This window comes from Microbacterium pseudoresistens (assembly GCF_013409745.1).
GTDB classification, from domain to species: Bacteria; Actinomycetota; Actinomycetes; order Actinomycetales; family Microbacteriaceae; genus Microbacterium; species Microbacterium pseudoresistens.
The window spans coordinates 2,065,135-2,090,530 of the sequence record NZ_JACCBH010000001.1 but is presented as its reverse complement, the minus strand read 5'-3'; the positions used below and the strand labels follow the sequence as shown (position 1 = coordinate 2,090,530).

23 protein-coding genes are annotated in these 25,396 nt (G+C 71.0%); 13 read left to right on the top strand and 10 right to left on the bottom strand.

Features of this window, described 5'->3' with window-relative positions; translation table 11 throughout:
• Nucleotides 1-133: 133 nt before the first annotated feature.
• Nucleotides 134-382 carry a WhiB family transcriptional regulator gene (locus BKA02_RS10305; protein WP_179433765.1) on the top strand — a complete coding sequence of 83 codons (249 nt, stop codon included), beginning with the start codon at nucleotides 134-136 and terminating at the stop codon, nucleotides 380-382.
• Between the two features lie 33 nt (nucleotides 383-415).
• On the opposite strand, the gene BKA02_RS10300 is transcribed toward BKA02_RS10305, so the two are convergent.
• On the bottom strand, nucleotides 416-1,900 hold the full coding sequence (locus BKA02_RS10300) for a histidine kinase N-terminal domain-containing protein (protein WP_179433763.1): 1,485 nt from the start codon (nucleotides 1,898-1,900) through the stop codon (nucleotides 416-418).
• A 94-nt stretch (nucleotides 1,901-1,994) separates the two neighbouring features.
• A complete protein-coding gene (locus tag BKA02_RS10295) occupies nucleotides 1,995-2,381 on the bottom strand; it encodes an Rv3235 family protein (protein ID WP_179433761.1) in 387 nt (128 codons plus the stop codon).
• 185 nt (nucleotides 2,382-2,566) lie between these two features.
• Between BKA02_RS10295 and BKA02_RS10290 the strand changes: the two genes are divergently transcribed.
• Entirely contained in the window at nucleotides 2,567-3,166 is a 600-nt protein-coding gene (locus BKA02_RS10290) for a hypothetical protein (RefSeq protein ID WP_179433759.1), read from the top strand.
• Between the two features lie 53 nt (nucleotides 3,167-3,219).
• Here BKA02_RS10290 and BKA02_RS10285 read toward each other — a convergent pair whose 3' ends face one another.
• A complete protein-coding gene (locus BKA02_RS10285) occupies nucleotides 3,220-3,489 on the bottom strand; it encodes a DNA-binding protein (protein ID WP_370467865.1) in 270 nt (89 codons plus the stop codon).
• A gap of 98 nt (nucleotides 3,490-3,587) precedes the next feature.
• Between BKA02_RS10285 and BKA02_RS10280 the strand changes: the two genes are divergently transcribed.
• Both BKA02_RS10280 and BKA02_RS14420 read left to right on the top strand, forming a co-directional pair.
• Nucleotides 3,588-4,205 (top strand): SAF domain-containing protein, encoded by a 618-nt coding sequence (locus BKA02_RS10280; RefSeq protein WP_179433755.1) that lies wholly within the window; start codon nucleotides 3,588-3,590, stop codon nucleotides 4,203-4,205.
• Nucleotides 4,202-5,494, top strand: a complete 1,293-nt coding sequence (locus BKA02_RS14420; RefSeq protein WP_179433753.1) for a CpaE/TadZ family protein — start codon at nucleotides 4,202-4,204, stop codon at nucleotides 5,492-5,494. The genes BKA02_RS10280 and BKA02_RS14420 overlap by 4 nt, the downstream gene beginning before the upstream one ends.
• Before the next feature lie 21 nt (nucleotides 5,495-5,515).
• On the opposite strand, the gene BKA02_RS10270 is transcribed toward BKA02_RS14420, so the two are convergent.
• Nucleotides 5,516-6,739 carry a pyridoxal phosphate-dependent aminotransferase gene (locus BKA02_RS10270; RefSeq protein ID WP_179433751.1) on the bottom strand — a complete coding sequence of 408 codons (1,224 nt, stop codon included), beginning with the start codon at nucleotides 6,737-6,739 and terminating at the stop codon, nucleotides 5,516-5,518.
• 58 nt (nucleotides 6,740-6,797) lie between these two features.
• A complete protein-coding gene (gene secA, locus BKA02_RS10265; protein WP_179433749.1) occupies nucleotides 6,798-9,602 on the bottom strand; it encodes a preprotein translocase subunit SecA in 2,805 nt (934 codons plus the stop codon).
• 164 nt (nucleotides 9,603-9,766) lie between these two features.
• Here secA and BKA02_RS10260 point away from each other — a divergent pair, with 164 nt between their 5' ends.
• Both BKA02_RS10260 and BKA02_RS10255 read left to right on the top strand, forming a co-directional pair.
• The gene (locus BKA02_RS10260; RefSeq protein ID WP_179433747.1) at nucleotides 9,767-10,390 is read left to right on the top strand and encodes a PadR family transcriptional regulator; all 624 of its coding nucleotides are present in this window, start codon (nucleotides 9,767-9,769) and stop codon (nucleotides 10,388-10,390) included.
• A 9-nt stretch (nucleotides 10,391-10,399) separates the two neighbouring features.
• Nucleotides 10,400-11,716 carry a coiled-coil domain-containing protein gene (locus BKA02_RS10255; RefSeq protein ID WP_179433745.1) on the top strand — a complete coding sequence of 439 codons (1,317 nt, stop codon included), beginning with the start codon at nucleotides 10,400-10,402 and terminating at the stop codon, nucleotides 11,714-11,716.
• 107 nt (nucleotides 11,717-11,823) lie between these two features.
• On the opposite strand, the gene hpf is transcribed toward BKA02_RS10255, so the two are convergent.
• The 5 genes from hpf to mtrA all read right to left on the bottom strand — a co-directional run bounded on the left by hpf (nucleotide 11,824) and on the right by mtrA (nucleotide 17,540).
• Complete coding sequence (hpf, locus tag BKA02_RS10250) at nucleotides 11,824-12,483, bottom strand: ribosome hibernation-promoting factor, HPF/YfiA family (RefSeq protein WP_179433743.1); 660 nt, start codon at nucleotides 12,481-12,483, stop codon at nucleotides 11,824-11,826.
• 124 nt (nucleotides 12,484-12,607) lie between these two features.
• Nucleotides 12,608-13,339, bottom strand: a complete 732-nt coding sequence (locus tag BKA02_RS10245; protein ID WP_179433741.1) for a ComF family protein — start codon at nucleotides 13,337-13,339, stop codon at nucleotides 12,608-12,610.
• Nucleotides 13,340-13,443: 104 nt separating this feature from the next.
• Nucleotides 13,444-15,153, bottom strand: a complete 1,710-nt coding sequence (locus BKA02_RS10240) for an LpqB family beta-propeller domain-containing protein (RefSeq protein ID WP_179433739.1) — start codon at nucleotides 15,151-15,153, stop codon at nucleotides 13,444-13,446.
• Complete coding sequence (gene mtrB, locus BKA02_RS10235) at nucleotides 15,150-16,853, bottom strand: MtrAB system histidine kinase MtrB (protein WP_179433737.1); 1,704 nt, start codon at nucleotides 16,851-16,853, stop codon at nucleotides 15,150-15,152. The genes BKA02_RS10240 and mtrB overlap by 4 nt, the downstream gene beginning before the upstream one ends.
• 6 nt (nucleotides 16,854-16,859) lie before the next feature.
• Nucleotides 16,860-17,540, bottom strand: a complete 681-nt coding sequence (mtrA, locus tag BKA02_RS10230; protein WP_218844524.1) for an MtrAB system response regulator MtrA — start codon at nucleotides 17,538-17,540, stop codon at nucleotides 16,860-16,862.
• Between the two features lie 215 nt (nucleotides 17,541-17,755).
• Between mtrA and BKA02_RS10225 the strand changes: the two genes are divergently transcribed.
• The 7 genes from BKA02_RS10225 (at nucleotide 17,756) to BKA02_RS10195 (ending at nucleotide 25,340) form a co-directional block, all read left to right on the top strand.
• Nucleotides 17,756-19,069 carry a DUF7847 domain-containing protein gene (locus tag BKA02_RS10225; protein WP_179433735.1) on the top strand — a complete coding sequence of 438 codons (1,314 nt, stop codon included), beginning with the start codon at nucleotides 17,756-17,758 and terminating at the stop codon, nucleotides 19,067-19,069.
• The gene (locus tag BKA02_RS10220; protein ID WP_179433733.1) at nucleotides 19,066-19,710 is read left to right on the top strand and encodes a DUF4129 domain-containing protein; all 645 of its coding nucleotides are present in this window, start codon (nucleotides 19,066-19,068) and stop codon (nucleotides 19,708-19,710) included. Before BKA02_RS10225 ends, BKA02_RS10220 begins: the two co-directional genes overlap by 4 nt.
• A complete protein-coding gene (locus BKA02_RS10215; RefSeq protein ID WP_179433731.1) occupies nucleotides 19,707-20,978 on the top strand; it encodes a DUF4350 domain-containing protein in 1,272 nt (423 codons plus the stop codon). The genes BKA02_RS10220 and BKA02_RS10215 overlap by 4 nt, the downstream gene beginning before the upstream one ends.
• A 140-nt stretch (nucleotides 20,979-21,118) precedes the next feature.
• Nucleotides 21,119-22,042, top strand: coding sequence for an AAA family ATPase (locus BKA02_RS10210; RefSeq protein WP_179435394.1), 924 nt, complete (start codon nucleotides 21,119-21,121; stop codon nucleotides 22,040-22,042).
• Complete coding sequence (locus tag BKA02_RS10205) at nucleotides 22,043-23,350, top strand: DUF58 domain-containing protein (protein WP_179433729.1); 1,308 nt, start codon at nucleotides 22,043-22,045, stop codon at nucleotides 23,348-23,350.
• Between the two features lie 60 nt (nucleotides 23,351-23,410).
• Entirely contained in the window at nucleotides 23,411-23,851 is a 441-nt protein-coding gene (locus BKA02_RS10200; RefSeq protein WP_179433727.1) for a Fur family transcriptional regulator, read from the top strand.
• Nucleotides 23,844-25,340 (top strand): catalase, encoded by a 1,497-nt coding sequence (locus BKA02_RS10195; RefSeq protein WP_179433725.1) that lies wholly within the window; start codon nucleotides 23,844-23,846, stop codon nucleotides 25,338-25,340. The genes BKA02_RS10200 and BKA02_RS10195 overlap by 8 nt, the downstream gene beginning before the upstream one ends.
• Nucleotides 25,341-25,396 lie beyond the last annotated feature (56 nt).

The following is a 25,396-nucleotide window of genomic DNA, read 5'->3' as shown; positions in this document are numbered from 1 at the left end:
GAATAGAACACAGCCATGTGCTCCCACAGCGGCGTGGGGCGAGCATCCGCTTGCACAAAGCGGGCCGCGCACCCGATCGCCGCCCGTTTGCGGCGCGCAATCCGCGCGCCCACGATTCACCCGAGGAGCCCCTATGGATTGGCGCGACAAAGCCGCTTGCCTCACCGTCGACCCCGAATTGTTCTTCCCGGTCGGCAACACCGGCCCCGCCGTCGACCAGATCGACAAGGCGAAGAGCGTCTGCGCCCGCTGCACGGTCACCGAGGTGTGCCTGCAGTACGCCCTCGAGTCCAACCAGGACTCGGGCGTGTGGGGCGGCCTGTCCGAAGACGAGCGCCGCGCCCTCAAGCGCCGCGCCGCCCGCGCCCGCCGCGCCTCCTGACTCCCCCGACGGCCCGCCGGGTCAGGTGATTGGCTAGGCCTTCACCCAACGCATCGGCAGGTCGATCGTCACCACGGTGCCCTCGCCTTCGGCACCCTGCCAATCGATCGTCCCACCCAGCTCGCCCTGGATGAGCGTGCGGATGATCTGCGTGCCCAGGCCCTGGCCGACCCGCCCCTCGGGCAGCCCGTGGCCGGTGTCGCGCACGATGACCCGGAGGTTCTCGTCGGTGCGCTGCGCCTCGATGGTGACCGTGCCCTCCTGACCCGACAGCCCGTGCTCGACGGCGTTCGTGACGACCTCGGTGAGGGCGAGCGCCAGCGGAGTGGCGTACTCGCTCGGCAGCACCCCGAAGCGCCCCTCGCGCCGTGTGCGGGCGCGGGTGTTCGGCGCGGCGGCGACCTCGGCCACCAGCTTGAGCACCCGTGCGAAGACCTCGTCGAAGTCGACGGTCTGCGCCAGCCCGCTCGCCAGCGTGTCGTGCACGACCGCGATCGCCTCGACGCGGCGCATAGCCTGGACGAGAGCGTCTCGCCCCTCCTCCGAGTGCGTGCGGCGGGCCTGGATGCGCAGCAGCGAGGCGACGGTCTGCAGGTTGTTCTTGACCCGGTGATGGATCTCGCGGATCGTCGCATCCTTGGTGATGAGCTCCTGCTCCTGGTGCCGCATCTCCGACACGTCGCGGCACAGCACGATCGCGCCGACGCGCGAGCCGTGGTCGCGCAACGGGATGGCCCGCAGCGAGACGGTCACGCCGCGCGCCTCCATATCCGTGCGCCAGGGCGCGCGGCCGGTCACCACGACCGGGAGCGACTCGTCGACCTGGCGCCCGGCGGGCACGATGCGCGAGGTCACCTCGGCGAGCGACTCCCCCTCGAGCTCGTCGTCGAAGCCCATCCGATTGAAGGCCGACAGCGCGTTCGGGCTCGCGAACGTGACGATCCCGTCGACGTCGAGCCGGATGAGGCCGTCGGAGGCGCGCGGAGCACCGCGGCGTGGTGAGGTCGGCGCCGACAGGTCGGGGAACTCGCCGTGGCCCATCATGCCGAACAGGTCGTCGGCGCACTGGTCGAACGTGATCTGCTGGCGCGATGGCTGGCGCGATTCGCCGAGGTTCGTGTGCCGGGTGAGCACCGCGATCACCGCGGAGCGCTCGCCCTCCGGCGCCGGCTCGCGCACGATCGGCACGGCGCGCACCCGCGTGGGCGTCTCCTCGAACCAGTCCGGCGACGACGAGTCGACGATCCGGGCGGTGTCGTAGGCCTCCTGCACCTGGGTGCGCCACTGCGGCCGCACCCGCTCGCCGACGATGTCGCGATAGAACAGGGTGGCCGCCCCGCCGGGGCGCGCATGCGCCACCGCGATGAAGGACGCGTCAGAGGTCGCCACCCACAACACGATGTCGGCGAAAGCCAGATCGGCCAGCAGCTGGCCGTCTCCGGCCAGGCGGTGGAGCCATTCGACATCGGAGTCGTTCAGGCATCCCTGGGCATGCACGAGGTCGCTGAGGGTGGACACCCTCTCAGCCTAGAGGCAGGTTCGACCCCACCCCTGCGACGGCCAGTACTGTGGGCGGCCCGGCTCGCGCCTGCGGCGGGCAGGGCGGTGCGGATCAGAGAACGGCGAGGCTCGTGGCGCGCCAGCGCCCATCCCAGCCCTCCAGGCGCACGGCGACGGCGCGCGTGCGGGCGGGGCCCGCCACGACGACCGCGGCTTCGACGACTCCGTCGGCCGGGCTCGAGCACCGCGTCGACAGAATGCGGTACACGGGTCGCGTCGGCGACATGCCCCGAGCGCTCCGCGCGCGGGCGGAGAGGTTCGCGCGCACCATGACCGAGCGGTACGCCTCTTCGGTGAACCAGCGCGCGAGCTGATCGACCTCGCGCACACCGGCGACGACTTCGAGCACGCCGCGCGTGAGGCTCTCGAGCAGCGGCTCGGGATCCGGAAGCATCGCGGAGGGCGTGTGCTGCGGGGCGAACTCTTCGTACGGCGTCATCGTCAGCTCTCTTGTGTCGCTCTTGGGTCGAACGTCTCGGTGCAAGTCGGCTCGCGACGCCGGAGCGCCGGGAACCGAGGGGAACACTCGAAGTAGAGCACGGCGAAAGCGACCCTGAAGGCTTGCTGAAGGATGCATGTGGATAACCCGTATACGGGTCGGAGCCCTCCCGTACGCTCGTCGGCGTGGAATGGGATGGGCTGTTCGAAGACCTCGAGGATCAGCTGGCCTCCGGCTGGGAGGCCGAGCGGGCCGCACTGGATGCCGAGGCCGAGCGCGTGCGCTTCGCCCGCATCGAGCTGAGGGCACGGCTGGCGGCCCTGGTCGCCGACGCCCCTGCGCTGAATGCGACGCTCACCGACGGCACGACGATGCGCGGGCGGCTGAGGGCCACGGGTGCCGACTGGGCCGCCCTCGACCTCAGCGAGACGCACAGCACGGCGCTGCTGCCGTTCGGCGCCGTCGTCCAGTGGGGCCTCGACCACGGCTCGGTGCTCGCCAGCGGCAGCACGCAGGCCCCGCTCTCCCCGTTGCGCGAACGGATGACGATGGGCTTCGTCCTGCGCGATCTGGCGCGCCGCCGCACAGGGGTGGCGTTGCGCGTGCGACCGGGCACGCTGCTGGCCGGCACGATCGACCGCGCCGGATCCGATCACCTCGATCTCGCCCTGCACGACGCGGGAGAGGCGCGGCGATCTCACGCGGTCCGCGGCTTCCGACTCATCCCTTTCGACGCGGTGATGACGGTGATCGTCGGCGATACGGCCGGCTCCGCATTGGGCTGACGCCCTGCGCCGGGACCCGGCCCCTCGGGATCAGCCGCGACAGCGGCGCGGGGTCAGCGTCCCTGGCGGACCGAGGGCCCCCACAGCTCGGGGAAGCTCGCCACGTTCGACTGCTCCCACAGTGCCATCCGGCGGCTCTCCTCGATGCGATCGGCGAGATAATCCCCGACCGACGACTCCTCGATCCGCCAGCGCGCCGGCTCCCCGAGGCGCGAGCCCCGTAGTCGCCCGTCCAGTACGAGTGCGAGCACCTCGTCGACATCGAGGCTCAACAACTCGGCCACCTGCGAGGGGGCGAGATAGCGCTCGGATGCGTCGGGCATGCCCTCCATTGTGGTGGGCGCCCGCCGGCAGCACGAGTCGCACCGCCGACTGTGGATAACTTGGCGGCTGTCAACGACGCGTCTGTGACGATGTCGGCATGACGATTCCCCGTGTTTCGCGCCGTCCGTGGGGCGACCTGCGCTTCCTTCTCGGCGTCTGCCTCATCATCGCATCTGTGCTCGGCGTCTGGATGGTCGTCGCCTCGGCCCGCCAGACCACGTCGGTGCTGCAGGCCGCACGCACGATCGTGGCGGGCCAGGCGCTCTCCTCCGACGACGTCCGCGTCGTCGAGGTCGCGCTGGGATCGATCACCGACGACTACCTCACCCCTGGCACGCTCGAGCCGGGCACCGTCGCCACCCGCACGATCGCCGCAGGCGAGCTCATCCCCGGATCCGCCGGCGGCGATGCCGACGACGCGCGCACCACCTCGATCGTGGTCGACAGCGCGATCGGCATCCCCGGCGCGATCACCGATGGCGCGGTCGTCGAGGTGTGGGTCGCGCCGGCGCTGCCCGACGGCAAGGGATTCGAGCAGCCGCGCATCCTCATCCCGTCTGCCACCGTGGCCGATGTGACCCACGACGACAGCATGCTCGGCGGGGCGCAGGCCTCGCTGGAGCTCGTGATCGACCGGGCGCAGGTCGGCGACGTTCTCTCGGCCGTGACCGGCGGCGCCTCGCTGTCCGTCGTGCCCGCCGGGGGCCGTTCGTGAGCCGTATCGTCCTCGCCCTCGACGCCGCCCGGACCGACGCGCTGCGCGACGACCTCGCGCTCACCGGTCAGCAGATCGTGCGCGAGGTCGCGCCCGGCGAGCTCGCCCGCGCCGTGCGCACCTGGGATGCCGAGAACGACTCGCCCCTGCGCGACGTCGACGCGATCGTCGTTCCCGCCGAACGTGCGCTGCTCTCCTCCCCCGTGCTCGCCGCCTGCGATCGCGCCGGGGTGCGCATCCTGCTCCTGGGCGACGAAGGCGACGGCGTGCACCTCGCGAGCCGCCACGGCCTGGCCGCACCGCTGCCCGCCGATGCCTCGGCCTGGCGCATCGCCGATGCCCTGGCCGCGCCGCACGGGTCGGCCGTGCCGCCGGAAGGGCACGCAGGCACGGGAGGGGCATTCGAACCGGGGCGCGTCGTCGCCGTGTGGGGCCCGCACGGCGCGCCCGGACGCACGACCATCGCCATCGAGCTGGCCGCGGCGCTGACCCGCTCCGGTCCTGTCTCGCTCGTCGACGCCGACACCCACGCCCCCGCCGTCGCGCTGCTGCTGGGACTGGGCGATGACGGTCCCGGCCTCGCCGCGGCCTGCCGCCGGGCCGAGACCGGCGGGCTCGACGACTCCGAGCTCACCCGGCTCTCCCGCACCGTCGACACCTCGCAGGGTCCGCTGGAGGTGCTGACGGGGCTCAACCGCCCTGCGCGCTGGCCGGAGCTGACGCCCGGTAGGCTCCGCGGCGCGCTGGATGCCTGCCGCGGATGGACCCGGACCACCGTCGTCGACGTCGCCGCCGCGCTCGAAGCCGATGAAGAACTCATGAGCGACCTCAGCGTGCCGCGCCGCAACGCCGCCGCACGCACGGCGCTGGAGTCGGCGGATCACATCGTGGCCGTCGCCTCGGCTGATGCACTGGGCCTCGCCCGGTTCGTGCGCGCATACTCCGAGCTGCGGGCACTGGTCGGCACCACGCCGGTCACCGTCGTCGTCAACCGCGTGCGGTCGGGATCGCTCGGAATCGATGCCCGCGGCCAGATCCGCCGGGCGCTGGACCGATTCTCCGGTATCGGCGACATCCGCTTCCTGCCCGACGATCCGCGCGCGCTCGATGCCGCACTGCTGCATGCCCGGCCCGTGGCCGAGGTCTCGCCGCGCTCGGCGTTCGCCGCGGCGATCCGACAACTGAGCACGATGCTCGACCGCACCGGAAGGGCGGCCGTCACAGGTGAGCCGGACACTCAGCCCGAGCGGCGCGCGCTGCGGCGGCGCGACCGCCGCGTGGTCGCCTGACCTGCGGCGACCGCAGCCGCCTCACTGGCGGTAGCTCGCCAGGAAGTTGCCCAGGCGCTCGATCGCCTCGCCGATCACGCGCGGCTCGGGCAGCGTGACCACGCGCAGGTGGTCCGGCGTCGGCCAGTTGAACCCGGTGCCCTGCACGAGAAGGATCCGCTCGGCCACGAGGATGTCGAAGATCAGCTTCTCGTCGTCGTGGATCTCGTGCACGTCCGGATCCAGCCGGGGGAAGGCGTAGAGCGCCCCCGCCGGCCGCACGCACGAGACGCCGGGAATCGCCTCCAGCCCCTCCCACGCGGCGTCGCGCTGCTGATGCAGGCGCCCGCTGGGCAGCACCAGCGCCTCGATGGACTGCACCCCTGACAGCGCCGCCTGCACGGCGTGCTGAGCGGGCACGTTCGGGCACAACCGCGTGGACGCGAGCAGCGTGATCCCCTCGAGGAAACCCCGGGCGTGCGCCTTGGGCCCGGTGATCACGAGCCAGCCCGAACGGTACCCAGCCACGCGATAGGTCTTGGACAGGCCGTTGAAGGTGAAGCACAGCAGGTCGGGCGCGAGGGTGGCCGTGGGGATGTGATGGGCGTCGTCGTACAGGATGCGGTCGTAGATCTCGTCCGAGAGCAGCAGCAGGCCGTTCTCGCGGGCGATCTGCACGATGCCCTCCAGCACGGCACGCGAGTACACCGCCCCGGTGGGGTTGTTGGGGTTGATGATGACGATCGCCTTGGTGTTCGGCGTGACCTTGGCCCTGATGTCTTCGAGATCGGGGTTCCAGTCGTTCTCCTCGTCGCACACGTAGTGCACGGGCGTGCCGCCGGCCAGGCTCGTCATGGCCGTCCAGAGCGGGTAGTCGGGCGCGGGGATGAGCACCTCGTCGCCCTCGTCGAGCAGCGCCTGCATCGTCATGGTGATGAGCTCGGAGACGCCGTTGCCGAGGTAGACGTCGTCGGGATCGAACGGCGGGAAGCCCTCGACCTCTTCATAGCGGCTGACGATGGCCCGACGGGCCGAGATGATGCCGCGGCTGTCGCTGTAGCCGTGCGCCGTGGGCACCGCCGCGAGCATGTCGTGCACGATCTGCTGCGGGGCCTCGAACCCGAAGATGGCCGGATTGCCGGTGTTCAGCTTGAGCACCGCGTGCCCCTCGGCCTCCAGCCGTGCCGCCTCGACGAGCGCCTTGCCGCGGATCTCGTAGAGAACGTTCTTCAGCTTGGCGGACTGATCGAAGGATCGTGGGGTCATCGCTAGATCCTATCGCCGCGGACGATGGATCCTCGTCGCCGCCCGCGGCGCAGGACACCTACTTGCGGCGGTCGGCGGCGCGACGCTGGGCGCGGTTCTGCGGGGCCGGCGTGCCGGATCCGCCGTCGGTGCGCTGCCCGAACGCGCCGCGCTGGGCGGGTTCCTGCGGCGCCTCGCCGGGCTGCTGCGCAGAGGCCGCGGCCTGACGAAGGCGATCGGTGGCCGACTGCTGCACCTGCCCGCGCTCGTTGCGCACCTCGACGTCGCCGGCGTCGTTGGGCGCCGAGTACTCCAGGCGCTGCTCGTCGCCTCCGGTGACCAGGCCCTTGGCCTCGACCTCGGCGACGCCTTCTTCCGCGCGGCGCACCTCGACCTCGAGGTTGTAGAGGAATCCGACGGACTCCTCCTTGATCTGGCCCATCATCGCCTGGAACATCGAGTAGCCCTCGCGCTGGTATTCGACCAGCGGGTCGCGCTGCGCCATGGCGCGCAGGCCGATGCCGTCCTTGAGATAGTCCATCTCGTAGAGGTGGTCGCGCCAGCGCCGGTCGAGCACCTGCAGCACGACGCGGCGCTCGAGCTCGCGGGTCGCCGACTCGCCGAGGCTCTCCTCGCGCTTCTCGTACGCGATGGTGGCATCCGACAGCAGCTCGCGCTTGAGGCCCTCGGCCGTGATCCCGCCCTTGCGTCCGGCCGCCTCGGCGACGACCTCGTCGATCGTCACGCCCACGGGGTACAGCGTCTTCAGCTCGGTCCAGAGGCTGTCGAAGTCCCAGCTCTCGGCGTGGCCCTCGGCGGTGTGCTCGTCGACGATCGCGGTGATCGCATCCTCGATGAAGTGCGACACGCGCCCGGCGATGTCGTCGCCTTCGAGGATGTGCCGGCGGTCGGCGTAGATCGCCTCGCGCTGACGGTTGAGCACATCGTCGTACTTGAGCACGTTCTTGCGCATCTCGGCGTTGCGCGCCTCGACCTGGCTCTGCGCGCTGCGGATCGCTCGGGTGACGAGACCCGACTCGATCGGCATGTCGTCGGGGAAGTTCGTGCGGGCGAGGATCGCCTCGGCCGCGCCCGACTGGAACAGGCGCATGAGGTCGTCGGTGAGCGACAGGTAGAACCGGCTCTCGCCCGGGTCGCCCTGACGACCGGAACGGCCGCGCAGCTGGTTGTCGATGCGGCGCGACTCGTGGCGCTCGGTGCCGAGCACGTAGAGCCCGCCGGCCTCGACGACCTCGGCGCTCTCTTCGGCGACCTTCTGCTTGGTGGCCGTGTAGGCCTCATCCCACGCCTGCTCGTACTCGTCCGGGGTCTCGACCGGATCCAGGCCCTTGGCCTTGAGCTCCTGCACGGCGAGGAACTCGGCGTTGCCGCCGAGCATGATGTCGGTACCGCGACCGGCCATGTTCGTGGCCACGGTGACCGCGCCCAGCCGCCCGGCGCGGGCGACGATCTCGGCTTCGCGCGCGTGGTTCTTGGCGTTGAGCACCTCGTGCTTGATGCCCTTCTTGGAGAGCAGGCGCGAGAGGTATTCGCTCTTCTCCACGCTCACCGTTCCCACGAGCACGGGCTGGCCCTTCTCGTGACGGGCGGCGATGTCTTCCACGACCTGCGCGAACTTCGCCGTCTCGTTCTTGTAGACGAGGTCGGAGCGGTCCTGACGGATCATCGGCTTGTTCGTGGGGATCGGCACGACGCCCAGCTTGTACGTCGACATGAACTCGGCGGCCTCGGTGTCGGCCGTACCGGTCATGCCGGCGAGCTTGTCGTACAGGCGGAAGTAGTTCTGCAGCGTGACCGTGGCGAGGGTCTGGTTCTCGGCCTTGACCGGCACACCCTCCTTGGCCTCGATGGCCTGGTGGATGCCCTCGTTGTAGCGGCGACCGACGAGGATGCGGCCGGTGTGCTCGTCCACGATCATGACCTCGTCGTTCATCACGACGTAGTCGGTGTCGCGCTTGAACAGCGCCAGCGCCTTGATCGAGTTGTTGAGGAACGAGATGAGCGGGGTGTTGGCCGACTCGTAGAGGTTGTCGATGCCGAGGTAGTCCTCGACCTTCTCGATGCCGGGCTCGAGCACGCCGACGGTGCGCTTCTTCTCGTCGACCTCGTAGTCCTCCCCCGCCTCGAGCGTGCGCGCGATCTTCGCGAACTCGGTGAACCAGCGGTTCGCCTCGCCCGATGACGGACCGGAGATGATCAGCGGCGTGCGGGCCTCGTCGATGAGGATGGAGTCGACCTCGTCGACGAGCGCGAAGAAGTGCCCGCGCTGCACGAGGTCCTCCTTGCGCCAGGCCATGTTGTCGCGCAGATAGTCGAAGCCGAACTCGTTGTTGGTGCCGTAGGTGATGTCGCAGGCGTACTGCTCGCGGCGCACCTCAGGCGTCTGACCCGACACGATCACGCCGGTGGTCATGCCGAGGGCGCGGTAGACGCGACCCATGAGCTCGGACTGGTAGGTGGCGAGGTAGTCGTTGACCGTAATGACGTGCACGCCCTCGCCGGCGATGGCGTTGAGGTAGGTGGGGAAGGTGGCGACGAGCGTCTTTCCCTCACCGGTCTTCATCTCGGCGATGTTGCCGCCGTGCAGGGCCGCGCCGCCCATGATCTGCACGTCGTACGCGCGCATGCCCAGCGTGCGCCGGGCCGCCTCGCGCACGGCTGCGAACGCCTCGGGCATGAGCTGGTCCAGGGTCTCGCCGTTCGCGAAGCGCTCGCGCAGCACCGCGGTCTCACCGCGCAGGTCGTCATCGGAGAGCTTCTCGAACTCTGCCTCGAGGGCGCCTACCGCCTTCACCGTCTGGTTGAGCCGGCGCAGGGTGCGACCCTCACCGGCGCGCAGCAGCTTCTCAAGCGGATTCGCCACGGATGTCTTCTCCTCGAGGTGGATGAGGCACGACGCGCAGGGTATGCGCCGGGCACATCCACCCATGTTACCGGCGCGTGACCTTGGCATCGCCTCCGAACAGCGCATCCCGTGGTTTCCGGATATGCATATACTCGAAAACAGTTTCCTGGAAAGGAGGATCGATGTCCGTCCGTCAAAGCCTGCTCGCCATCCTCGACCAGGGTCCCTGCTACGGGTATCAGCTGCGTGCGGAGTTCGACCGCCGCACGGGATCGACGTGGCCGCTCAACGTCGGCCAGATCTACAACACCCTGGAGCGACTCGAGTGCGACGGCTTCGTCGAGCGCGGCGACGCCGACGATCAGGGGCACGTGTACTGGCGGATCACCCCGGGGGGATCCGCCGAGGTCGCGAGCTGGCTGGGCTCCCCCGTCGTGCGCGAGCAGGCCACGCGCGACGAGCTCGCGATCAAGCTGGCCCTCGCCGCCACACTGCCCGGCGTGGATGCGGGTGCCGTGATCCAGGCGCAGCGCGTCGCATCGCTGTCGCATCTGCGGTCGCTGCAGCGCGCGAAGCACGCCGGCGCCGATCCCGGCAATCCCGAAGAGCTGGCCCGGTCGCTCGTCGTGGACTCGCTGATCTTCGCCGCAGAGGCCGAGGTGCGCTGGCTGGATCACACCGAACAGCGTCTGCTGTCGCATCCGCGTCATGCGATGGGGCTCGAACTCGCCACCGAGCGCCCCAGGCGCGGCCGCCCGGTCCGAAGCGGAGCCGATCCCCAGCCGCGACGCGCCCGGCAACCGTAAGATCGGAGCATGGCCGGATTCTGGGGCAGACGCAAGCGGGAACAGGAAGCGCAGGCGGCGCAGGACGCGGATCTCGCGCGGCGCGCGGAGCAGGCGCTCGTCACGACGGATGAGCGCATCCGCACGGCGACCGACGAGCTCGCGTTCGCCACGGCCGAGCTGGGCGAATCGTTGACGAAGGATTTCCGCGACGCCCTCGGCGCCGTCCGCACGCACCTGGGCGAAGCATTCCAGCTGCACCAGCTGAACCACGACGAGATCCCCGACACCGCCGAAGAGCTGCGCACGCGTCATGCACGCATCGCGCAGCTGTGCGAATGGGCGCACGACCTGCTCGACGAGAAGTCGGCCGCGCTGTCCGAATCGGTCTCCCGCGTGCGCCGCGCGCCCGAGGTCATCGCCCAGGTGCGCACGGATGCGACGCGTCTGGGTGCGCGCGTCCCTCACGCCCGCGAGACCATCGAGCGGCTGACGCAGCGGTACTCCGACGACGCGATGCGACGCATCGCGCGCAGCGCCGACGAGGCCGAGCAGCTGCTGGCCTTCGCAACGCACAGCGCCGATGTCTGCGAGCGGCGGCGCGAGGCGAAGCGCAACGAGGAGGCCGTGCTCGCCCTGGAAACGGCCACCGAGGCGATCCGACGCTCCGAAGTGCTGCTGGATGCCGTCGAAGACTTCGAGATCGAGGCGCTGCGCGCCGAGTCCACGCTCGCCGAGGTCGTGGAGGACTCTCGAGGCGACCTGGTCTCGGCTCGTTCCGCCCCGTCGACCCCGGCCGTCAGCGAGGCGATCGCAGCGCTGGATTCGGCGCTGACGGCGGTGGCACCGATCGGCACGCGCTCGGATCCGTTCGCCGACCTCAGCATGCTGCGCACGGCGAACACCGCTCTCGACGAGGCCGTCGCCGCAGCCCGCTACCGCGCTGAGAACCCGCTGCCGGCGATCGAGCACGTGCAGCACGCGATCGATGACGCCGACCGCCAACTGGGCATCGCCCGCAGTCTGATCGCCGGCCACCGCGGCTGGATCGGCGCGGATGCGCGCACCCGTCTCGCCGAAGCCGAGCGGCTGCGTGCCGAGCTGCCGCGGTTGATGCCGGCCGAGGAGACCCGCGAGCAGGCGCTGAGCACGGCGCGACGGGTGGCGCAGCTGGCATCCGAGGCCCTGCAGCTCGCCCAGCACGACATCGACTCGTCCCGCCCGGATCAGGGCTGGGGCGGTGGCCCGGGCGGATGGGGCGGCGGGCGCCGCGGCGGCGGCGACGTCGTCTCCGGCGTGCTCGGCGGACTCGTCATCGGCAGCATCCTCGACGGCATCTTCGACTGACTCGTCGCACCGACCCGCGAAACGGCGACTCCCTCTCGGAACCGTGCGAATCGTTCGCCGTTGCGGGAGGGAGTCGCCGTCTCACGGAGTGAGGAGTTCGGACGCGGTCAGCTGGCGAGCTCTTCCGCGGCCGGCGGGGCCTGGGTGCTCAGAGAGATGACTCCGTAGTCCCAGCCCTTGCGGCGGTATACGACGCTGGGGTGATCGGTGCGCACGTCGACGAAGAGGAAGAAGTCGTGACCGACCAGCTCCATGCGGTCGACGGCCTCTTCGACGGTCATCCACTCCGCGTCGAACTGCTTGGTGCGGATGACGACGGGCGAGTATTCCTCTTCGCCCTCGGCGGCGACGGGGATCTCCCCGGTCGCGACGGCGCGGAGCACGTCGACGGATGCCGGGCTCACGTCGATCCCGGTGAGCTCGCCGCTGCCCTTCTCGAAATGGGCGCCGCGGGGATGGTTGCGCGCGTCGATCCGCTTGTCCTTGGCGCGGCGGAGCTGCTCGGCGAGCTTGTCGACGGCCATATCGAGGGCGGCGAACTTGTCGGCGTCCCTGGCCTCCGCGCGGACCACGGGTCCGCGGCCGGAGACGGTCAGTTCGACCGTCTCGTCTTCGACGCGCCCGTTGCGATAGGCGCGATGGGTGACCTTGACGTCCAGCTGCTGCGCCTTGGGAGCGACCGTCGCGATGCGCGACGACTTCTCTTCCACGACCGTCCGGAAGCGATCGCTGATGCTCACTCCCACGCCGACGATGTTCGTTTCCATCCCTGACCTCCTTGTTCCGGTCCTCCCGGCCAAGGGCGGACCGTGGTCGCCTTGTGACCCCCTACCGTAGTCGGCGAAAGCGCCGCTGTCACCACCGGATCCGCGGCAGGCCCAGCGCGACGTGTCAGCGCCTCGAAGCGTCGTGGGACCGAGGGGTCGCCGCGGTCGCGGCACAGCCGATGACGCACCACCCCTGCGCCTCCAGAGCGCGCACCGCCTCGTCCATCGTCGCGCCCGTCGTCACGACGTCGTCGACGACGATCACGGCCCTGCCCGCACCGGGACGGCGGGCGCGCATGCTGCCTGCGACGTTGCGGACGCGCGCCCGCCGGTCGAGCCCGCGCTGGTCGGCGATCCGGCGGGCGGCGACGAGCACCGGCTCGACGGCACCGATCCGCCGGCACAGCAGATCGGGCACCCGGAATCCGCGGCGCCGGAACGCCGCCCGCGACGTCGGCACCGGAACGAGCGCGACCGGAACGCGGATGCCGCGGCCGTCGCCCGCGGCGAGCGCCGCCGCCACGGCATCCGCCATCGCGGGGCCGAGATCGCGGATCAGCGCGGTGCGTCCCTCCTCCTTGACAGCGCGCACGGCTCGCGCCATCGCTCCCGCGAACGGGGCGCCCGCGTGCACCGCACGACCGGCGGGAGTCGTCACGCGGTGCACGCGTGGCGCCAGCGCGGAGCGGCACGCCCCGCACAGCCCCTGGCCGACGGCTCCGCACCCGGCGCACTCCGCGCCGGTGGCGGCCTCCAGCGCCTCCCGGAGAGCGTCGCGGAGCGGTCCGAGCAGGCCTCGGAGCGCACTCGCGCGGCTCGGCGCCCGAGCGTGGGGCACGGTCTGATTGTTCGGCATACGGCGATCCTGCCGCCGCGTGCGCGCGCATGCGGAGCCGCGGCGCGCTCCGTGGACGACCGAGCGCAGATCGGCTCCTGGGGAGGAAGACCGAGCGAGGCGGCTCAGCCCACGACCTGCGTCGCGAGCAGACTCACCCCGGTCGCCTCGGTCTGCCAGATCGGACCGCTGCGCACCCGCAGCGTGCCGTCGTCGCCGAGCAGCCGGATGCTCGAGGCGGGCGTTGCCGGAGCGATCGCGATGCTGCCGTTGGGCACGTCGATGCTGGTCGACGGCCCGCCGATGGGCTGCTGGACGAGCCGGCGGCGCTCGCCGTCGTCGACGAGGATGCCGAGCGTCGCGTCATCGAGCCAGGCCATGTCGAGCACCTGTCCGTCGGGCCAGCCCACGACCACGTGCGCGCCGAGGTCGACGGGCAGCCCGTCGCCGTCGCGCACGACGGAGGCGACTTCGACGTGCTGCGCCGATCCGCTCGTGACCACCGCCGCGGCCCGTGCGCCGTCCCGGCTGAGCGAGAAGGCCGAGATCGACGACGCGTCGGCGAATCCGGACACCGGATGGGCGACGATCGACGGCGCCCACGCCATCACCGCGCCGGGCTGACCGGCCGGCACCGTCCAGGTGTATCCGAAGGCGTCGAGCGAGGGTTCCAGGAGCCCCGGCCGCCCATCGATCTCGTCGACGTCGCCCTCCGAGATCGCGTAGACCTGACCCGTCGTGATCTGCACGATCGCGCGACGATCCGCACCGTTGGCGACGACCGAGGAGATCGGCTGCGGGAAGTCGACGATCTGCTTGGACACTCCGTCGATCGGCGTCAGATCGCGCCCGGAGAGGTAGCCGAAACCGTCGTCGGTGCGCACGAGCGAGCGCGAGTCGACGCTCGTGGGACTGAACTGCGCCGGCCCCGTCTGCAGCTCACGGCCGTCGACGGTGAGCCTCACCTCGAGCACCCCCAGGGCGCTGAGGCTGCGCTCCAGCTGCGTGCGCATGCGTGCGCGCGTCGTGGCATCCGCCCCCAGCGCGGCGGCGCTCAACTCGACCTCGGCCACCTGCGACTCCACCGTGACGGCATCGCGCGCCAGCTCGATGTCGCCGGTGAAGGCCGTGCGCACCGCCTGCACGAGCCAGGGGCTCGGCGAGCCCGACACGAGGGCGCGCACGATGCGCGTGGCGGTGTTCTTGCGCTTCGGGAACCAGCGCACGTCGGGCACCAGATAGGTCCACGTGGAGTCGTAGAACTCCAGCGCGTACGGGCTGAAGACGTCGGCCGCCGCGAACGACTGCGCGTCGAGCACGATCCCGTCGGGGGCGGCGGTGATCCGCCACTGTCCGTCGGCGTTCTTGCCCAGCTCGTACTGCAGCTCCGCAGAGCCCGTGCCCGGGGCGACGGGGGTGTACACGCCGTCGGCGTCGACCGTGGCGGCCTGGCGCAACGTGAGGCTCACGCCGCTCTCGACGGCGTCGTCGGCCGGCTCGGGCGCCTCGTATCGCCGGTCGGCGACGCTCGTGTCGATCGTCACCCCGGCGTGCGGCTTCCACGCGTCTTGGAACGATGTCGCGAGGAACTCCCGCGCCACCGCCCAGTTGTCGGTGGGGCTGGAGGCCGCGTCGATGAATCCGCGCACGATCTGCTCCGGATCCGCATCCTCCGACGGACCCTGAGGCAGGTAGGTCACATCCGAGTCGTCGGAGCTCTGCCCGTCGACGCGGCCGGGGCGGACATCTCCCGTGGTGGGCAGCGTCGCGCAGGCCGTGAGCGCCAGCACGGTGGCCGCGACGACCACAGCGCGGATGATCCGTCTCGCCCTCATGATGCATCCTTCCCCGCGTCGCGCTTCCCGGCCTCGTATTCGCGGGTTCTCGCCCAGGGCACGAGCGTGATCGGCTCGGTGACCGTGCCGAGGTCGGACAACGCCTCCTCCGGCTCGAGCGCGACGGGCGACGGCCCCTGCACTGTTCCCGCGCCGCGCGGGAGCGTGAGCACGAAGTTCGTGCCCACCCCCAGCTCCGACCACACCGCGAGCGTTCCGCCGTGCAGGCGCGCATCGCCCAGGGCGATGGACAGCCCGAGGCCCGTGCCGCCGATCGTGCGGGTGCGGGAGGGGTCGGCGCGCCAGAAGCGGTCGAACACGCGCTCGGCGTCCTCGGGCGCCATACCCAGACCGGAGTCGCGCACCCCGACGGCGACGGCATGCTGGTTGCTGTCGACGGTGACGACGATCGGATGCCCTTCGCCGTGCTCGATGGCGTTGCCGACGAGGTTGCGCAGCACCCGGCGCACCCGCCGCGGATCCATGTCCACCGGCGTGTGCCCGCCGGGGGCGACGAGGCGCAGCGCGGTCGCGTGGGTCTCGGCGAGCGGGGCGAGCTCTTCGACCATCTCCTCGGCGAGGTGGGCGAGGCTCGTCGGCTCGGTCTCCAGCTGCACCGAGCCGGCGTCGTAGCGGCTGATCTCCAGCAGGTCGGCCAGCAGGGTGTCGAAGCGCTGAACCTGCGCGTGCAGCAGCTCGGCCGTGCGGGTGGTGGTGGGATCGAACGCGTCGCGCTGGTCGTTGAGCATCTCCGAGGCCAGCCGGATGGTCGTCAGCGGCGTGCGCAGCTCGTGCGAGACGTCGGAGACGAAGCGCTGCTGCACCAGCGACAGCTCGCCCAGCTCCTTGATCTGGGACTCGATGCTGTCGGCCATGGCGTTGAACGAGCGCCCCAGGGTGGCCAGCTCATCCTCGCCGCGCACCGGCAGCCGCACCTCCAGGTCGCCGGCGGCCAGGCGCGCACTCGTCTCGGCCGCCTCGGTGATGGGCAGCACGACCGAGCGCAGCGAGAACCACACGATGAGGGTGATCAGCGCGATGAGCACGACGCCCGCGATCCACAGGCTCCCCTGCACGAGCACGAGCGTCTGCTGCGTGTCGGCCAGATCGTAGGCGATGTACAGCCCGTAGGCGCCCGCATTGGGCACGACGAGCCGCTGACCGACGATGATGCCCGGGTTGCGGTCGCCGTCGGCGGCGGTGAGCGCAACGGGCTGCCACCACTGCTTGTCCGACTGGTCGAGCACGGCGTTGCGCAGCTCGGTGGAGATCGTGGTGCTCGACAGGCCCTGCTGGAAGTCCTGCGGGGCGATCGTCGAGGGGCTCTCGTCGAGGCGCAGCACGGCGATGCGGTCGGAGCTGGACACGCTGCTGAGCCGGCCCCGCACATCGCGCATGAGACCCTGCAGCGCCGTGCGGTCGCCCTGCGCATCGGAGGAGTACAGCAGCCCCTGGGCATCGTTGGCGGCCCGCTGGGCGTCTTCGAGCACCTGGTCCTTGCGCGCCTCCCAGAGGTTGTTCTGAATCGCCAGGGCCATGGCTCCGCAGGTGACGAGGATCGCGATGGCCGTGAGAGCCAGCGTGACCACGAGCGTGCGGAAGCGCAGGGAGTGCCGCCACAGCCCGGCCAGGCGCTGCGGCCATCCGCGCCAGTCCTGCACGATCGCGGCGCGGGTCGCGACCGCACTCGTCGCCGGCACGGTCGCCTAGCCCGCGCTCCCGGCGCGATAGCCGACGCCCCGCACGGTGGTGACGATGCGCGGGTTGTCGGGATCGAGCTCGACCTTCGCGCGCAGCCGTTGCACGTGCACGTTCACGAGCCGCGTGTCGGCCTTGTAGTGGTAGCCCCACACCTGCTCGAGCAGCATCTCGCGGGAGAACACCTGCTGCGGCTTGGATGCCAGAGCCACGAGCAGCTGGAACTCCAGCGGGGTGAGCGCGATGGGGTCCTGCCCGCGGCGCACCTCGTGCGCATCCACGTCGATCACGACGTCGCCGATGCGCAGCACCTCGGTGGTGGACTGCGGGGTCGGGCGCAGGCGGGTGCGGATGCGCGCCACGAGCTCCTTGGGGTTGAAGGGCTTGACGATGTAGTCGTCAGCGCCCACTTCGAGACCGCGCACGACATCGGCCGTGTCGCTGCGCGCGGTGAGCATGATGACGGGCACACCGGATTCGGCGCGGATGCGGGTGCAGATCTCGATCCCGTCCATGCCGGGGAGCATGAGGTCGAGAAGCACGAGGTCGGGTCGCTGCGTGCGCCATTCGTCGACGGCCTTGGCGCCGTCGGCGCAGAACACGGGCTCAAAGCCCTCCGTGCGCAGGACGATGCCGATCATCTCGGCCAGGGCGGTGTCGTCGTCCACCACGAGGATGCGTGAGGTCATGGTGCGCAGTCGTCCTTCAATCGCTCGCATGCGGGCGGTGCCGTCGACCGCGATCCGCCTCGCTCCACACTACTTCACGACGCCGCCGGAGTCTGGGAGGCCGTGTCGAAAGCCTGACGGATCAGCCGGCCGTCGGTTCGCGAAGGCCCGAACGGGAGCAGGGTCGGAGCCGTGTGACACGATGGAGACCAGCACCCGTGATCGCCGGAGGAAACGTGAGCGCACCCACCTGGACACCCGCGCCCCGCCCGGGCCTGGTCCCCCTGCATCCGCTGAGCTTCGGCACGCTGCTGGCCAAGTCCTTCGGCGCCCTGCGGCACAATCCGAAGATCCTGTTCGGCTTCGCCGTGGTCGTGCAGCTGCTCGTGCTCATCCTGACGGGGGTCATTCTCGGCGCCGTGGCGATCATGTCGTTCATGCGCCTGGAGAGCATGCGCCCGGGCTCGGACGAGTACATGACCGTGCTGATCGGCTCGGCCGCGACGACCATCGTCGCAGCCCTCGTCGTGGGTCTGGGCTCGACCGCGTTCGCCGCGATCGTGCAGGGCGTCGTCGCCGCCGACATTGCCGAGGCGGTGCTCGGCGACAAGCCCACCCTCGGCCAGCTCTGGCGACGAGTGCGCCCCGCCGCCTGGCGCCTCATCGCCTATTCGCTGCTCGCTGCACTGGCCGTGTTCCTCGGAATCTCACTGGCTCTGGGAATCGTGTTCGGCGGGCTCGCCGCCCTCACCGGCTTCTCCGAAGGCGGCCTCGTCTTCGCCGGCATCGGCACGGCGTTCGTGGGTCTCGGACTGATCCCGCTGTTCGTCTGGCTGGGCACCAAGCTCATGCTCGTGCCGAGCGTGCTCGTGCTCGAACGCGCCACCCTGCGCGACGCGCTCGTGCGATCGTGGCGGCTCATCCGCGGGCGCTTCTGGGTCGCTTTCGGGGTGCTCATCCTCATCGGGCTGATCATGGGCACGGCTGCGCAGGTCGTCGGCGTTCCGGCGAGCATGGTGAGCTCGCTCATCGTGCCCGTCGTCGCCCCGACCGGCGCGCCCGACGCCTCGCAGATTCTGACCATCGTGCTCGCGACGGTTCTGCCCCAGGTGCTCGTGATCGTGATCCAGGCGATCTCCACCGTCGTGCAGTCCACCGGTGCCACGCTCGTGTACCTCGACTGCCGGATGCGCCACGAGGGCCTCGACCAGGATCTGCTGGCCGCCGTCGAGCGCATCCATGCCGGCCTGCCGGTGGAACGCGACCCGTTCCTCGTCGATCCGACCAGGGCCGTGACCGCCGAGTACCGCCCGCTGCAGAAGACGGTGTGGGACGCGCCTCCTCCTCCGCCCGATCCGCAGGGGTACGGCTACACACAGGGGTACCCGCAGCAGGGTTACCAGGGCTATCAGGGCTACCGGACACCCGGATACCAGGCATACCCGCCGCAGGCGACCGCGCCTCCTGCTTCCCCGGCCGCGCCCCCTCCGACCGCGCCGCGGGCGGATGACGGCCGAGGCTGGACGGCCCCCGGATCCGACCGCGGATGATCGCGATCCTCGCCGATCTCCCCCTCGTTCCCGATGGAGACGCAGCACGGCAGCAGGCCGAGCAGGAGCTGTCGAAGACGGCGTACGTCGAGGCCCGGCCGACGTTGTTCGACGAGTGGGCGCGCGCCATCGTCGACTTCCTCGGCACCCTGTTCTCGCCCCGCGGCGGGGAGGCACTGGGCCCGCTCGCCCTCGTGATCGCCGGGATCGTCATCGTCGGCGCGCTCATCGCGGTGCTCATCATCTGGGGCCGTCCGCGTCGATCGTTCACGCGGCGATCGGCGATCGGCGACCTGCTCGGCAGCAGCGACGGCCGCTCCGCCGCCCAGCTGCGCGACGACGCGGAGAGCCGTGCTCGATCCCGCGACTGGGATGAGGCGATCGTGCTCCGCTACCGGGCGCTCGCCCGCGCCCTCCAGGAGCGGGAGCTCATCTCCCCCGCGCCAGGGGCGACGGCGCAGCGCATCGCGCGCGAGGCGAGTGCCCCGTTCCCGCACGAGGCCGATGCGCTCGGCGCCGCGGCGGCGTGGTTCGACGACGTGCGGTACCTGCGCCACCCCGGCACGGCCGACCGCTACCGGACCTTGGCCGACACCGATGACCGTCTGGCGAACACTCGACCCGTGGAGGTGCTGGTGTGAGCGCGCCTGCTTCGACCACGTCCGCACCGGTCGCCCCTCCGACGCGATCTGATCCTGGTGCGGGGGTCGAGCCTCCCGCGGCGCACTATTCCTCTGCGGCCGAAGGCGGTGACACCTACCACCGCACGCCCGGACGCCTCCGCGAAGCACTGGGATGGATCCTCCTCGCCGTCGTCGTGCTCGCTGTGGCCGTGGTGAGCCTCTCGTTCGCCACCACCGCCCCCGCCCGCGCCTCGGGTTTCGACCCCGAGAGCGCAGGCTTCAGCGGAACGCGCGCACTGGCCGAGATCGTGCGCGACGCCGGCGTCGAGGTCGTCGTGGTGCGCAACCGGGCCGCCGCGGTGCAGCATCTCGACGACCGCTCGACGCTCGTGCTGGCCGACCCCTATCCGCTCTCCGACGAGGCGGCGCTCGAGCTCGTCGGCAGTGCCGAGCGCACCGTGCTGCTCACGGCGAGCTCGCGCATGCTGCGTCTGCTCGACCTCGGCGAGAACGCCTCGGGCACGAGCGACCCTGTCGGCCCCTCGTGCGACGAGGCGGGTTTCGCCCGCGTCGGCACGATCGTGCCCGACCGAATGTTCCGTGCGGCCGACGACGTGACGACATGCTTCGGCGACGGGGATGCCGCGGCCGTGCTCGTCGCCGATCGCGAGGGGAGCCGGGTGACTCTCGTCGACGGCTCGCGCCTGCTCACCAACGAGCATCTCGCCGAGCACGGAAACGCGGCACTCGGCATGGCGCTGCTGGGCCAGAGCGAACGCGTCGTCTGGTACGTGCCGTCATTCTCCGACAGCGACATCTCCGATGCGGATGCCGAGGCGACCCTCGGAGAGCTCACCCCCGGCTGGGTATCCCCGGTGATCGTCCTGCTGCTGCTCACCGCGGTCGTGGCCGGGATCTGGCGCGGCCGCCGGTTCGGCCCGCTCGTCGCCGAGACCCTGCCGGTCACCGTGCGCGCCTCCGAGACGATGCAGGGCCGTGCACGGCTCACGGCCCGCGGCGGCGATGCGCGCCACGCGGCCGCCGAGCTGCGTACCGGTACGCTGGCCCGCCTGGCCGCACGGCTGTCGATGCCGGAATCGGCGGGAGTCGCGGCCATCGCCGACGCTACGGCCGACCGCATCCGAACCTCGCGGGACTCCGTGCGCGCCGTGCTGGAAGCACCCCTCCCCACCTCCGATGCAGAGCTCGTCGCCGACGCGCGCCGCCTCGCCGCACTCGAGACCGCGGTCGATGACATCGCCCGCACCGAAAGGAGCACACCGTGACCGACCCGATTCCCGGCGCCGATCCCCGCCCCGAGCCTGATGGCGCCCTCGAAGACGGCACAGCCGCCGCGCACGACACGGCACCCGCGCCTGGATCCGGACCGGCGTCCGGCACCGCGGATGCGGCACTGCGCGAGGCCATGCATCGCGTGCGCACCGAGGTCGACAAGGCCGTTGTCGGCCAGGCCGGTACGGTGACCGGCCTCCTCGTCGCGCTGCTCGCCCGCGGCCACGTGCTGCTGGAGGGCGTGCCCGGTGTGGCGAAGACGCTCGTCGTGCGAGCGTTCTCCCGCGCCCTCGGCCTGGACACCACGCGCGTGCAGTTCACGCCCGACCTCATGCCGGGAGACGTGACCGGATCGCTCGTGTACGACGCGCGCTCCGGTGAGTTCGACTTCCGTCCCGGTCCGGTGTTCACGCACATCCTGCTCGCCGACGAGATCAACCGCACTCCCCCGAAGACGCAGGCCGCGCTGCTGGAGGCGATGGAAGAGCGCCAGGTGTCCGCCGACGGCGCCAGCCGCACGCTGCCGGACCCGTTTCTCGTGGCCGCCACGCAGAACCCGATCGAGCACGAGGGCACGTACACGCTCCCCGAGGCGCAGCTGGACCGCTTCCTCATGAAGCTCGTCGTACCGATGCCCGAACGCGAGGCCGAGGTCGCCGTGCTGCGCAAGCACGCCGACGGCTTCTCGCCGCGTGAGCTCACCGACCTGCGCGCGGTCGTCTCGCGCGACGAGATCGTCGCCGCCCAGCACGCCGCCGACCGGGTGGAGGTGACCGACGACGTGCTCGGCTACGTCGTCGACCTCGCCCGCGCCACCCGCCGGGCGCCGTCGGTGCTGCTGGGCGCCAGCCCGCGCGCATCGACCGCGCTGCTCGCCGCCGCCAAGGCGTGGGCATGGCTCAACGGCTCCTCCGCCGTGACGCCCGATCACGTGCAGACCATGCTCGTGCCCGTCTGGCGTCACCGCATCCAGTTGCGCCCCGACGCTGAGATGGAGGGCGTGTCGGCGGATGCCGTGCTCGCCTCGGTCGTGCAGCAGACCCGGGTGCCGATCTAGGTGTTCGTCACCGGTCGCCTCGTGCTCGTCGTCGGTCTCGGCGTCGTGCCGATCGTGGTGCTCGCGATCCTGGGCGCGCCGGCGTGGATCGTGCTGCTCGGCTGGATCGTGCTGTGCGCCGTGCTCGTGCTCGCCGATGTGCTGCTGGCTGCTTCGCCGGCGCGGGTGACCGTGTCGCGCTCCGTGCCCGGCCGGGTGCGGCGGGACGAATCGGCGATTGCACGGGTGAGCCTGCACAACCGCGGCGAGCGCGCGCTGCACGGACTCGTGCGCGATGCGTGGCAGCCCACGGCGGGCGCTCCGGCCGAGCGCCTCGCTGTGGAGATCCCCGCCGGCGAGCGGCGCAGCATCGACGTCGCGCTGCGCCCCCGCCGCCGCGGCGAGCTGACCAGCGCATTCGTCGCCCTGCGCTCGCGTGGGCCGCTGGGCCTGGCGGGCAGACAGGGGCGGCACGATGTGCGCGGCGCGATCCGGGTGCTCCCCGCCTTCACCTCCCGCCGCCACCTGCCCTCCCGGCTGGCGCGACTGCGCGAGCTCGACGGCAACACGAGCGTGCAGGTGCGCGGCCAGGGCACCGAGTTCGACTCGCTGCGCGAATACGTGCGCGGCGACGACGTGCGCTCGATCGACTGGCGGGCCACCGCCCGCGCGGGCACGACGATGCTGCGCACCTGGCGCCCTGAGCGCGACAGGCATGTCGTGATCCTCGTCGACACCGGGCGCACGGCCGCCGCGCGCGTGGGCGACGGCACGCGACTCGACGCCTCGTACGAGTCGGCGCTGCTGCTCGCCGCACTCGCGCAGCGCGCGGGAGATCACGTGCACCTGCTGCTCGTCGACCGCGTCGTGCGCGCCAGAGTCACGGGCGTCGACGGGGCGGCGCTGCTGCCCGCCCTCTCGGATGCGATGGCGCCGATCCACGCACGCCTCGTCGACACCGACTGGGGAGCGGCGTTCGCGTCCATCCGCACCGTGACGACGCGTCCCTCGCTCGTCGTCGTCCTGACGGCGCAGGATGCGCCCGAGAGCGCCCGCGGGTTCCTCGGCGCGTTCCCCGCCGCGTCGCGCGCCACGACGATCCTCGTCGGATCCACGACCGACGCCTCGATCGCGGCCACCGCGCGCGTGCGCGACTCCCGTGAAGACGTCTACCTCGCCGCCGCCGCCGAGCGCGCGCTGCGCGATGCCCGCGCCGTGGCCGACGCCGTGCGCCGCGCGGGCGGCGAGCCTCTGGCGGCGGATCCCGACGACCTGCCGCCGCGCATCGCCGACCGGTACCTGGAGCTCAAGGCCGCAGGGCGTCTCTGACCACAGATCCTGATCGATTCTTTCTTATGAATCATTCAGGATAAGCGCTATGCTCGATCCATGGCCACGACGCACGACGAGCTCTCCGACACCGATCGCCTCCGCGCCGCGGGGCTTCGCGTCACGGCGCAGCGCATCGCCGTGCTCGACGCTCTGCGCACCCGTCCGCACGCCACGGCCGAGATCGTGCACGGCCTCGTGCGCGACCGGGTTCCCGGCATCGCCCTGCCGACCGTGCACAGCGTGCTCGGCGATCTCACCGCGGCCGGCATCGTCAGCCGCGTGAGCCTGCCCGACAGCGGCAGCGCCCTGTACGAGTTGCAGCACGACAACCACCACCACCTCCAGTGCGTCTCCTGCGGGCGCGTGGAAGACGTCGACTGCGCCGTCGGCGCCGCCCCGTGCCTGCACCCGTCGCGCGATCACGGCATGCGCATCCTCGAGGCCGCCGTGACCTATAGAGCCATCTGCCCGGAATGCGAAAGGAAACTGAATGGCTGACAAGCCCGCAACCACCACCCAGACCGGAACCCCGGTCGCCAGCGACGCGCACTCCCTCACCGCGGGAGCAGACGGCATCACCGCGCTGCACGACCGCTATCTGGTCGAGAAGCTCGCGTCGTTCAACCGCGAGCGCGTTCCGGAGCGCAACCCGCACGCGAAGGGCGGCGGCGCGTTCGGCGAGTTCGTCGTGACCGAAGACGTCTCGGCCTACACGCGCGCCGCGGTGTTCCAGCCGGGCGCGAGGAGCGAGACGCTGCTGCGGTTCTCGTCCGTCGCCGGTGAGCAGGGTTCGCCGGACACCTGGCGCGACGTGCGCGGCTTCGCGCTGCGCTTCTACACGACCGAGGGCAACCTCGACATCGTGGGCAACAACACCCCCACCTTCTTCCTGCGCGACGCGATGAAGTTCCCCGACTTCATCCACTCGCAGAAGCGCCTGGGCGCCTCGGGTCTGCGCGACGCCGACATGCAGTGGGACTTCTGGACCCTCTCCCCCGAGACCGCGCATCAGGTGACCTATGTGATGGGAGATCGCGGTCTGCCGCGGTCGTGGCGGCACATGAACGGGTACGGCTCGCACACCTACCAGTGGATCAACGCCGAAGGCTCCCGCTTCTGGGTGCAGTACCACTTCCTCTCCCGTCAGGGCGTGGAGAGCATGAGCGCCACGGATGCCGAACTGCTCGCGGGATCGGATGCCGACCACTACCGCCGCGATCTGTACGAGGCGATCGAGCGCGGCGAGCATCCCTCGTGGGATGTGTACGTGCAGGTGATGCCGTACGCCGAAGCGAAGGAGTACCGCTTCAATCCGTTCGACCTCACCAAGACGTGGTCGAAGAAGGACTACCCGCGTATCAAGGTGGGCACCTTCACGCTCAATCGCAACCCGCAGAACTTCTTCGCCGAGATCGAGCAGGCCGCGTTCTCGCCGGGCAACCAGGTGCCGGGCACCGGCATCTCACCGGACAAGATGCTCATGGCGCGGGTGTTCTCCTACGCGGATGCGCAGCGCTACCGGATCGGCGCCAACTACAACCAGCTCCCCGTCAACGAGCCGCACGCGGCCGAGGTGCGCAACTACATGCACGAGGGCCAGATGCAGTACCGGTTCCATGGCGCCGAGCACCGCGTGTACACGCCGAACTCGTTCGGCGCGGCGGGCGGGCCCGAGGCCGATCCGCTGGCCGGCGTCGAAGCGAGCTGGGAGTCCGACGGCGAGCTCGTGCGGGCCGCCGCCACGCTGCACAGCGAAGACGACGACTTCGGCCAGGCGGGCACCCTCATCCGCGAGGTGTTCGATGACGACCAGCGCGCCCGCTTCGTCGACACGCTCGTCGGGCAGTACCAGGGCCTGACGATCCCCGTGATCAAAGAGCGCTTCCTGCAGTACTGGACGAACATCGACCAGGCCACGGCCGACGCGATCCGTGCGCAGATCGCCGTCGGGGCGCCGCAGGACGACTTCGTCGACACCGACGCCTGAGCGACGATCAGATCGAGGGGGCGGGATGCTGCGGCGTCCCGCCCCCTCGGCGTTTC

Bases quoted from the DNA above. Each gene is read 5' to 3' on its own strand.
- BKA02_RS10200 (WP_179433727.1), top strand. From the start codon at position 23,411: ATGGCCACGACGCACGACGAGCTCTCCGACACCGATCGCCTCCGCGCC.
- BKA02_RS10210 (WP_179435394.1), top strand. From the start codon at position 21,119: ATGCATCGCGTGCGCACCGAGGTCGACAAGGCCGTTGTCGGCCAGGCC.
- BKA02_RS10195 (WP_179433725.1), top strand. From the start codon at position 23,844: ATGGCTGACAAGCCCGCAACCACCACCCAGACCGGAACCCCGGTCGCC.
- BKA02_RS10270 (WP_179433751.1), bottom strand. From the start codon at position 6,739: ATGACCCCACGATCCTTCGATCAGTCCGCCAAGCTGAAGAACGTTCTC.
- hpf (WP_179433743.1), bottom strand. From the start codon at position 12,483: ATGGAAACGAACATCGTCGGCGTGGGAGTGAGCATCAGCGATCGCTTC.
- BKA02_RS10240 (WP_179433739.1), bottom strand. From the start codon at position 15,153: ATGAGGGCGAGACGGATCATCCGCGCTGTGGTCGTCGCGGCCACCGTG.
- BKA02_RS10280 (WP_179433755.1), top strand. From the start codon at position 3,588: ATGACGATTCCCCGTGTTTCGCGCCGTCCGTGGGGCGACCTGCGCTTC.
- mtrA (WP_218844524.1), bottom strand. From the start codon at position 17,540: ATGACCTCACGCATCCTCGTGGTGGACGACGACACCGCCCTGGCCGAG.
- BKA02_RS10295 (WP_179433761.1), bottom strand. From the start codon at position 2,381: ATGACGCCGTACGAAGAGTTCGCCCCGCAGCACACGCCCTCCGCGATG.
- BKA02_RS10245 (WP_179433741.1), bottom strand. From the start codon at position 13,339: ATGCCGAACAATCAGACCGTGCCCCACGCTCGGGCGCCGAGCCGCGCG.
- BKA02_RS10285 (WP_370467865.1), bottom strand. From the start codon at position 3,489: ATGCCCGACGCATCCGAGCGCTATCTCGCCCCCTCGCAGGTGGCCGAG.
- BKA02_RS10255 (WP_179433745.1), top strand. From the start codon at position 10,400: ATGGCCGGATTCTGGGGCAGACGCAAGCGGGAACAGGAAGCGCAGGCG.
- BKA02_RS10260 (WP_179433747.1), top strand. From the start codon at position 9,767: ATGTCCGTCCGTCAAAGCCTGCTCGCCATCCTCGACCAGGGTCCCTGC.
- BKA02_RS10220 (WP_179433733.1), top strand. From the start codon at position 19,066: ATGATCGCGATCCTCGCCGATCTCCCCCTCGTTCCCGATGGAGACGCA.
- BKA02_RS10305 (WP_179433765.1), top strand. From the start codon at position 134: ATGGATTGGCGCGACAAAGCCGCTTGCCTCACCGTCGACCCCGAATTG.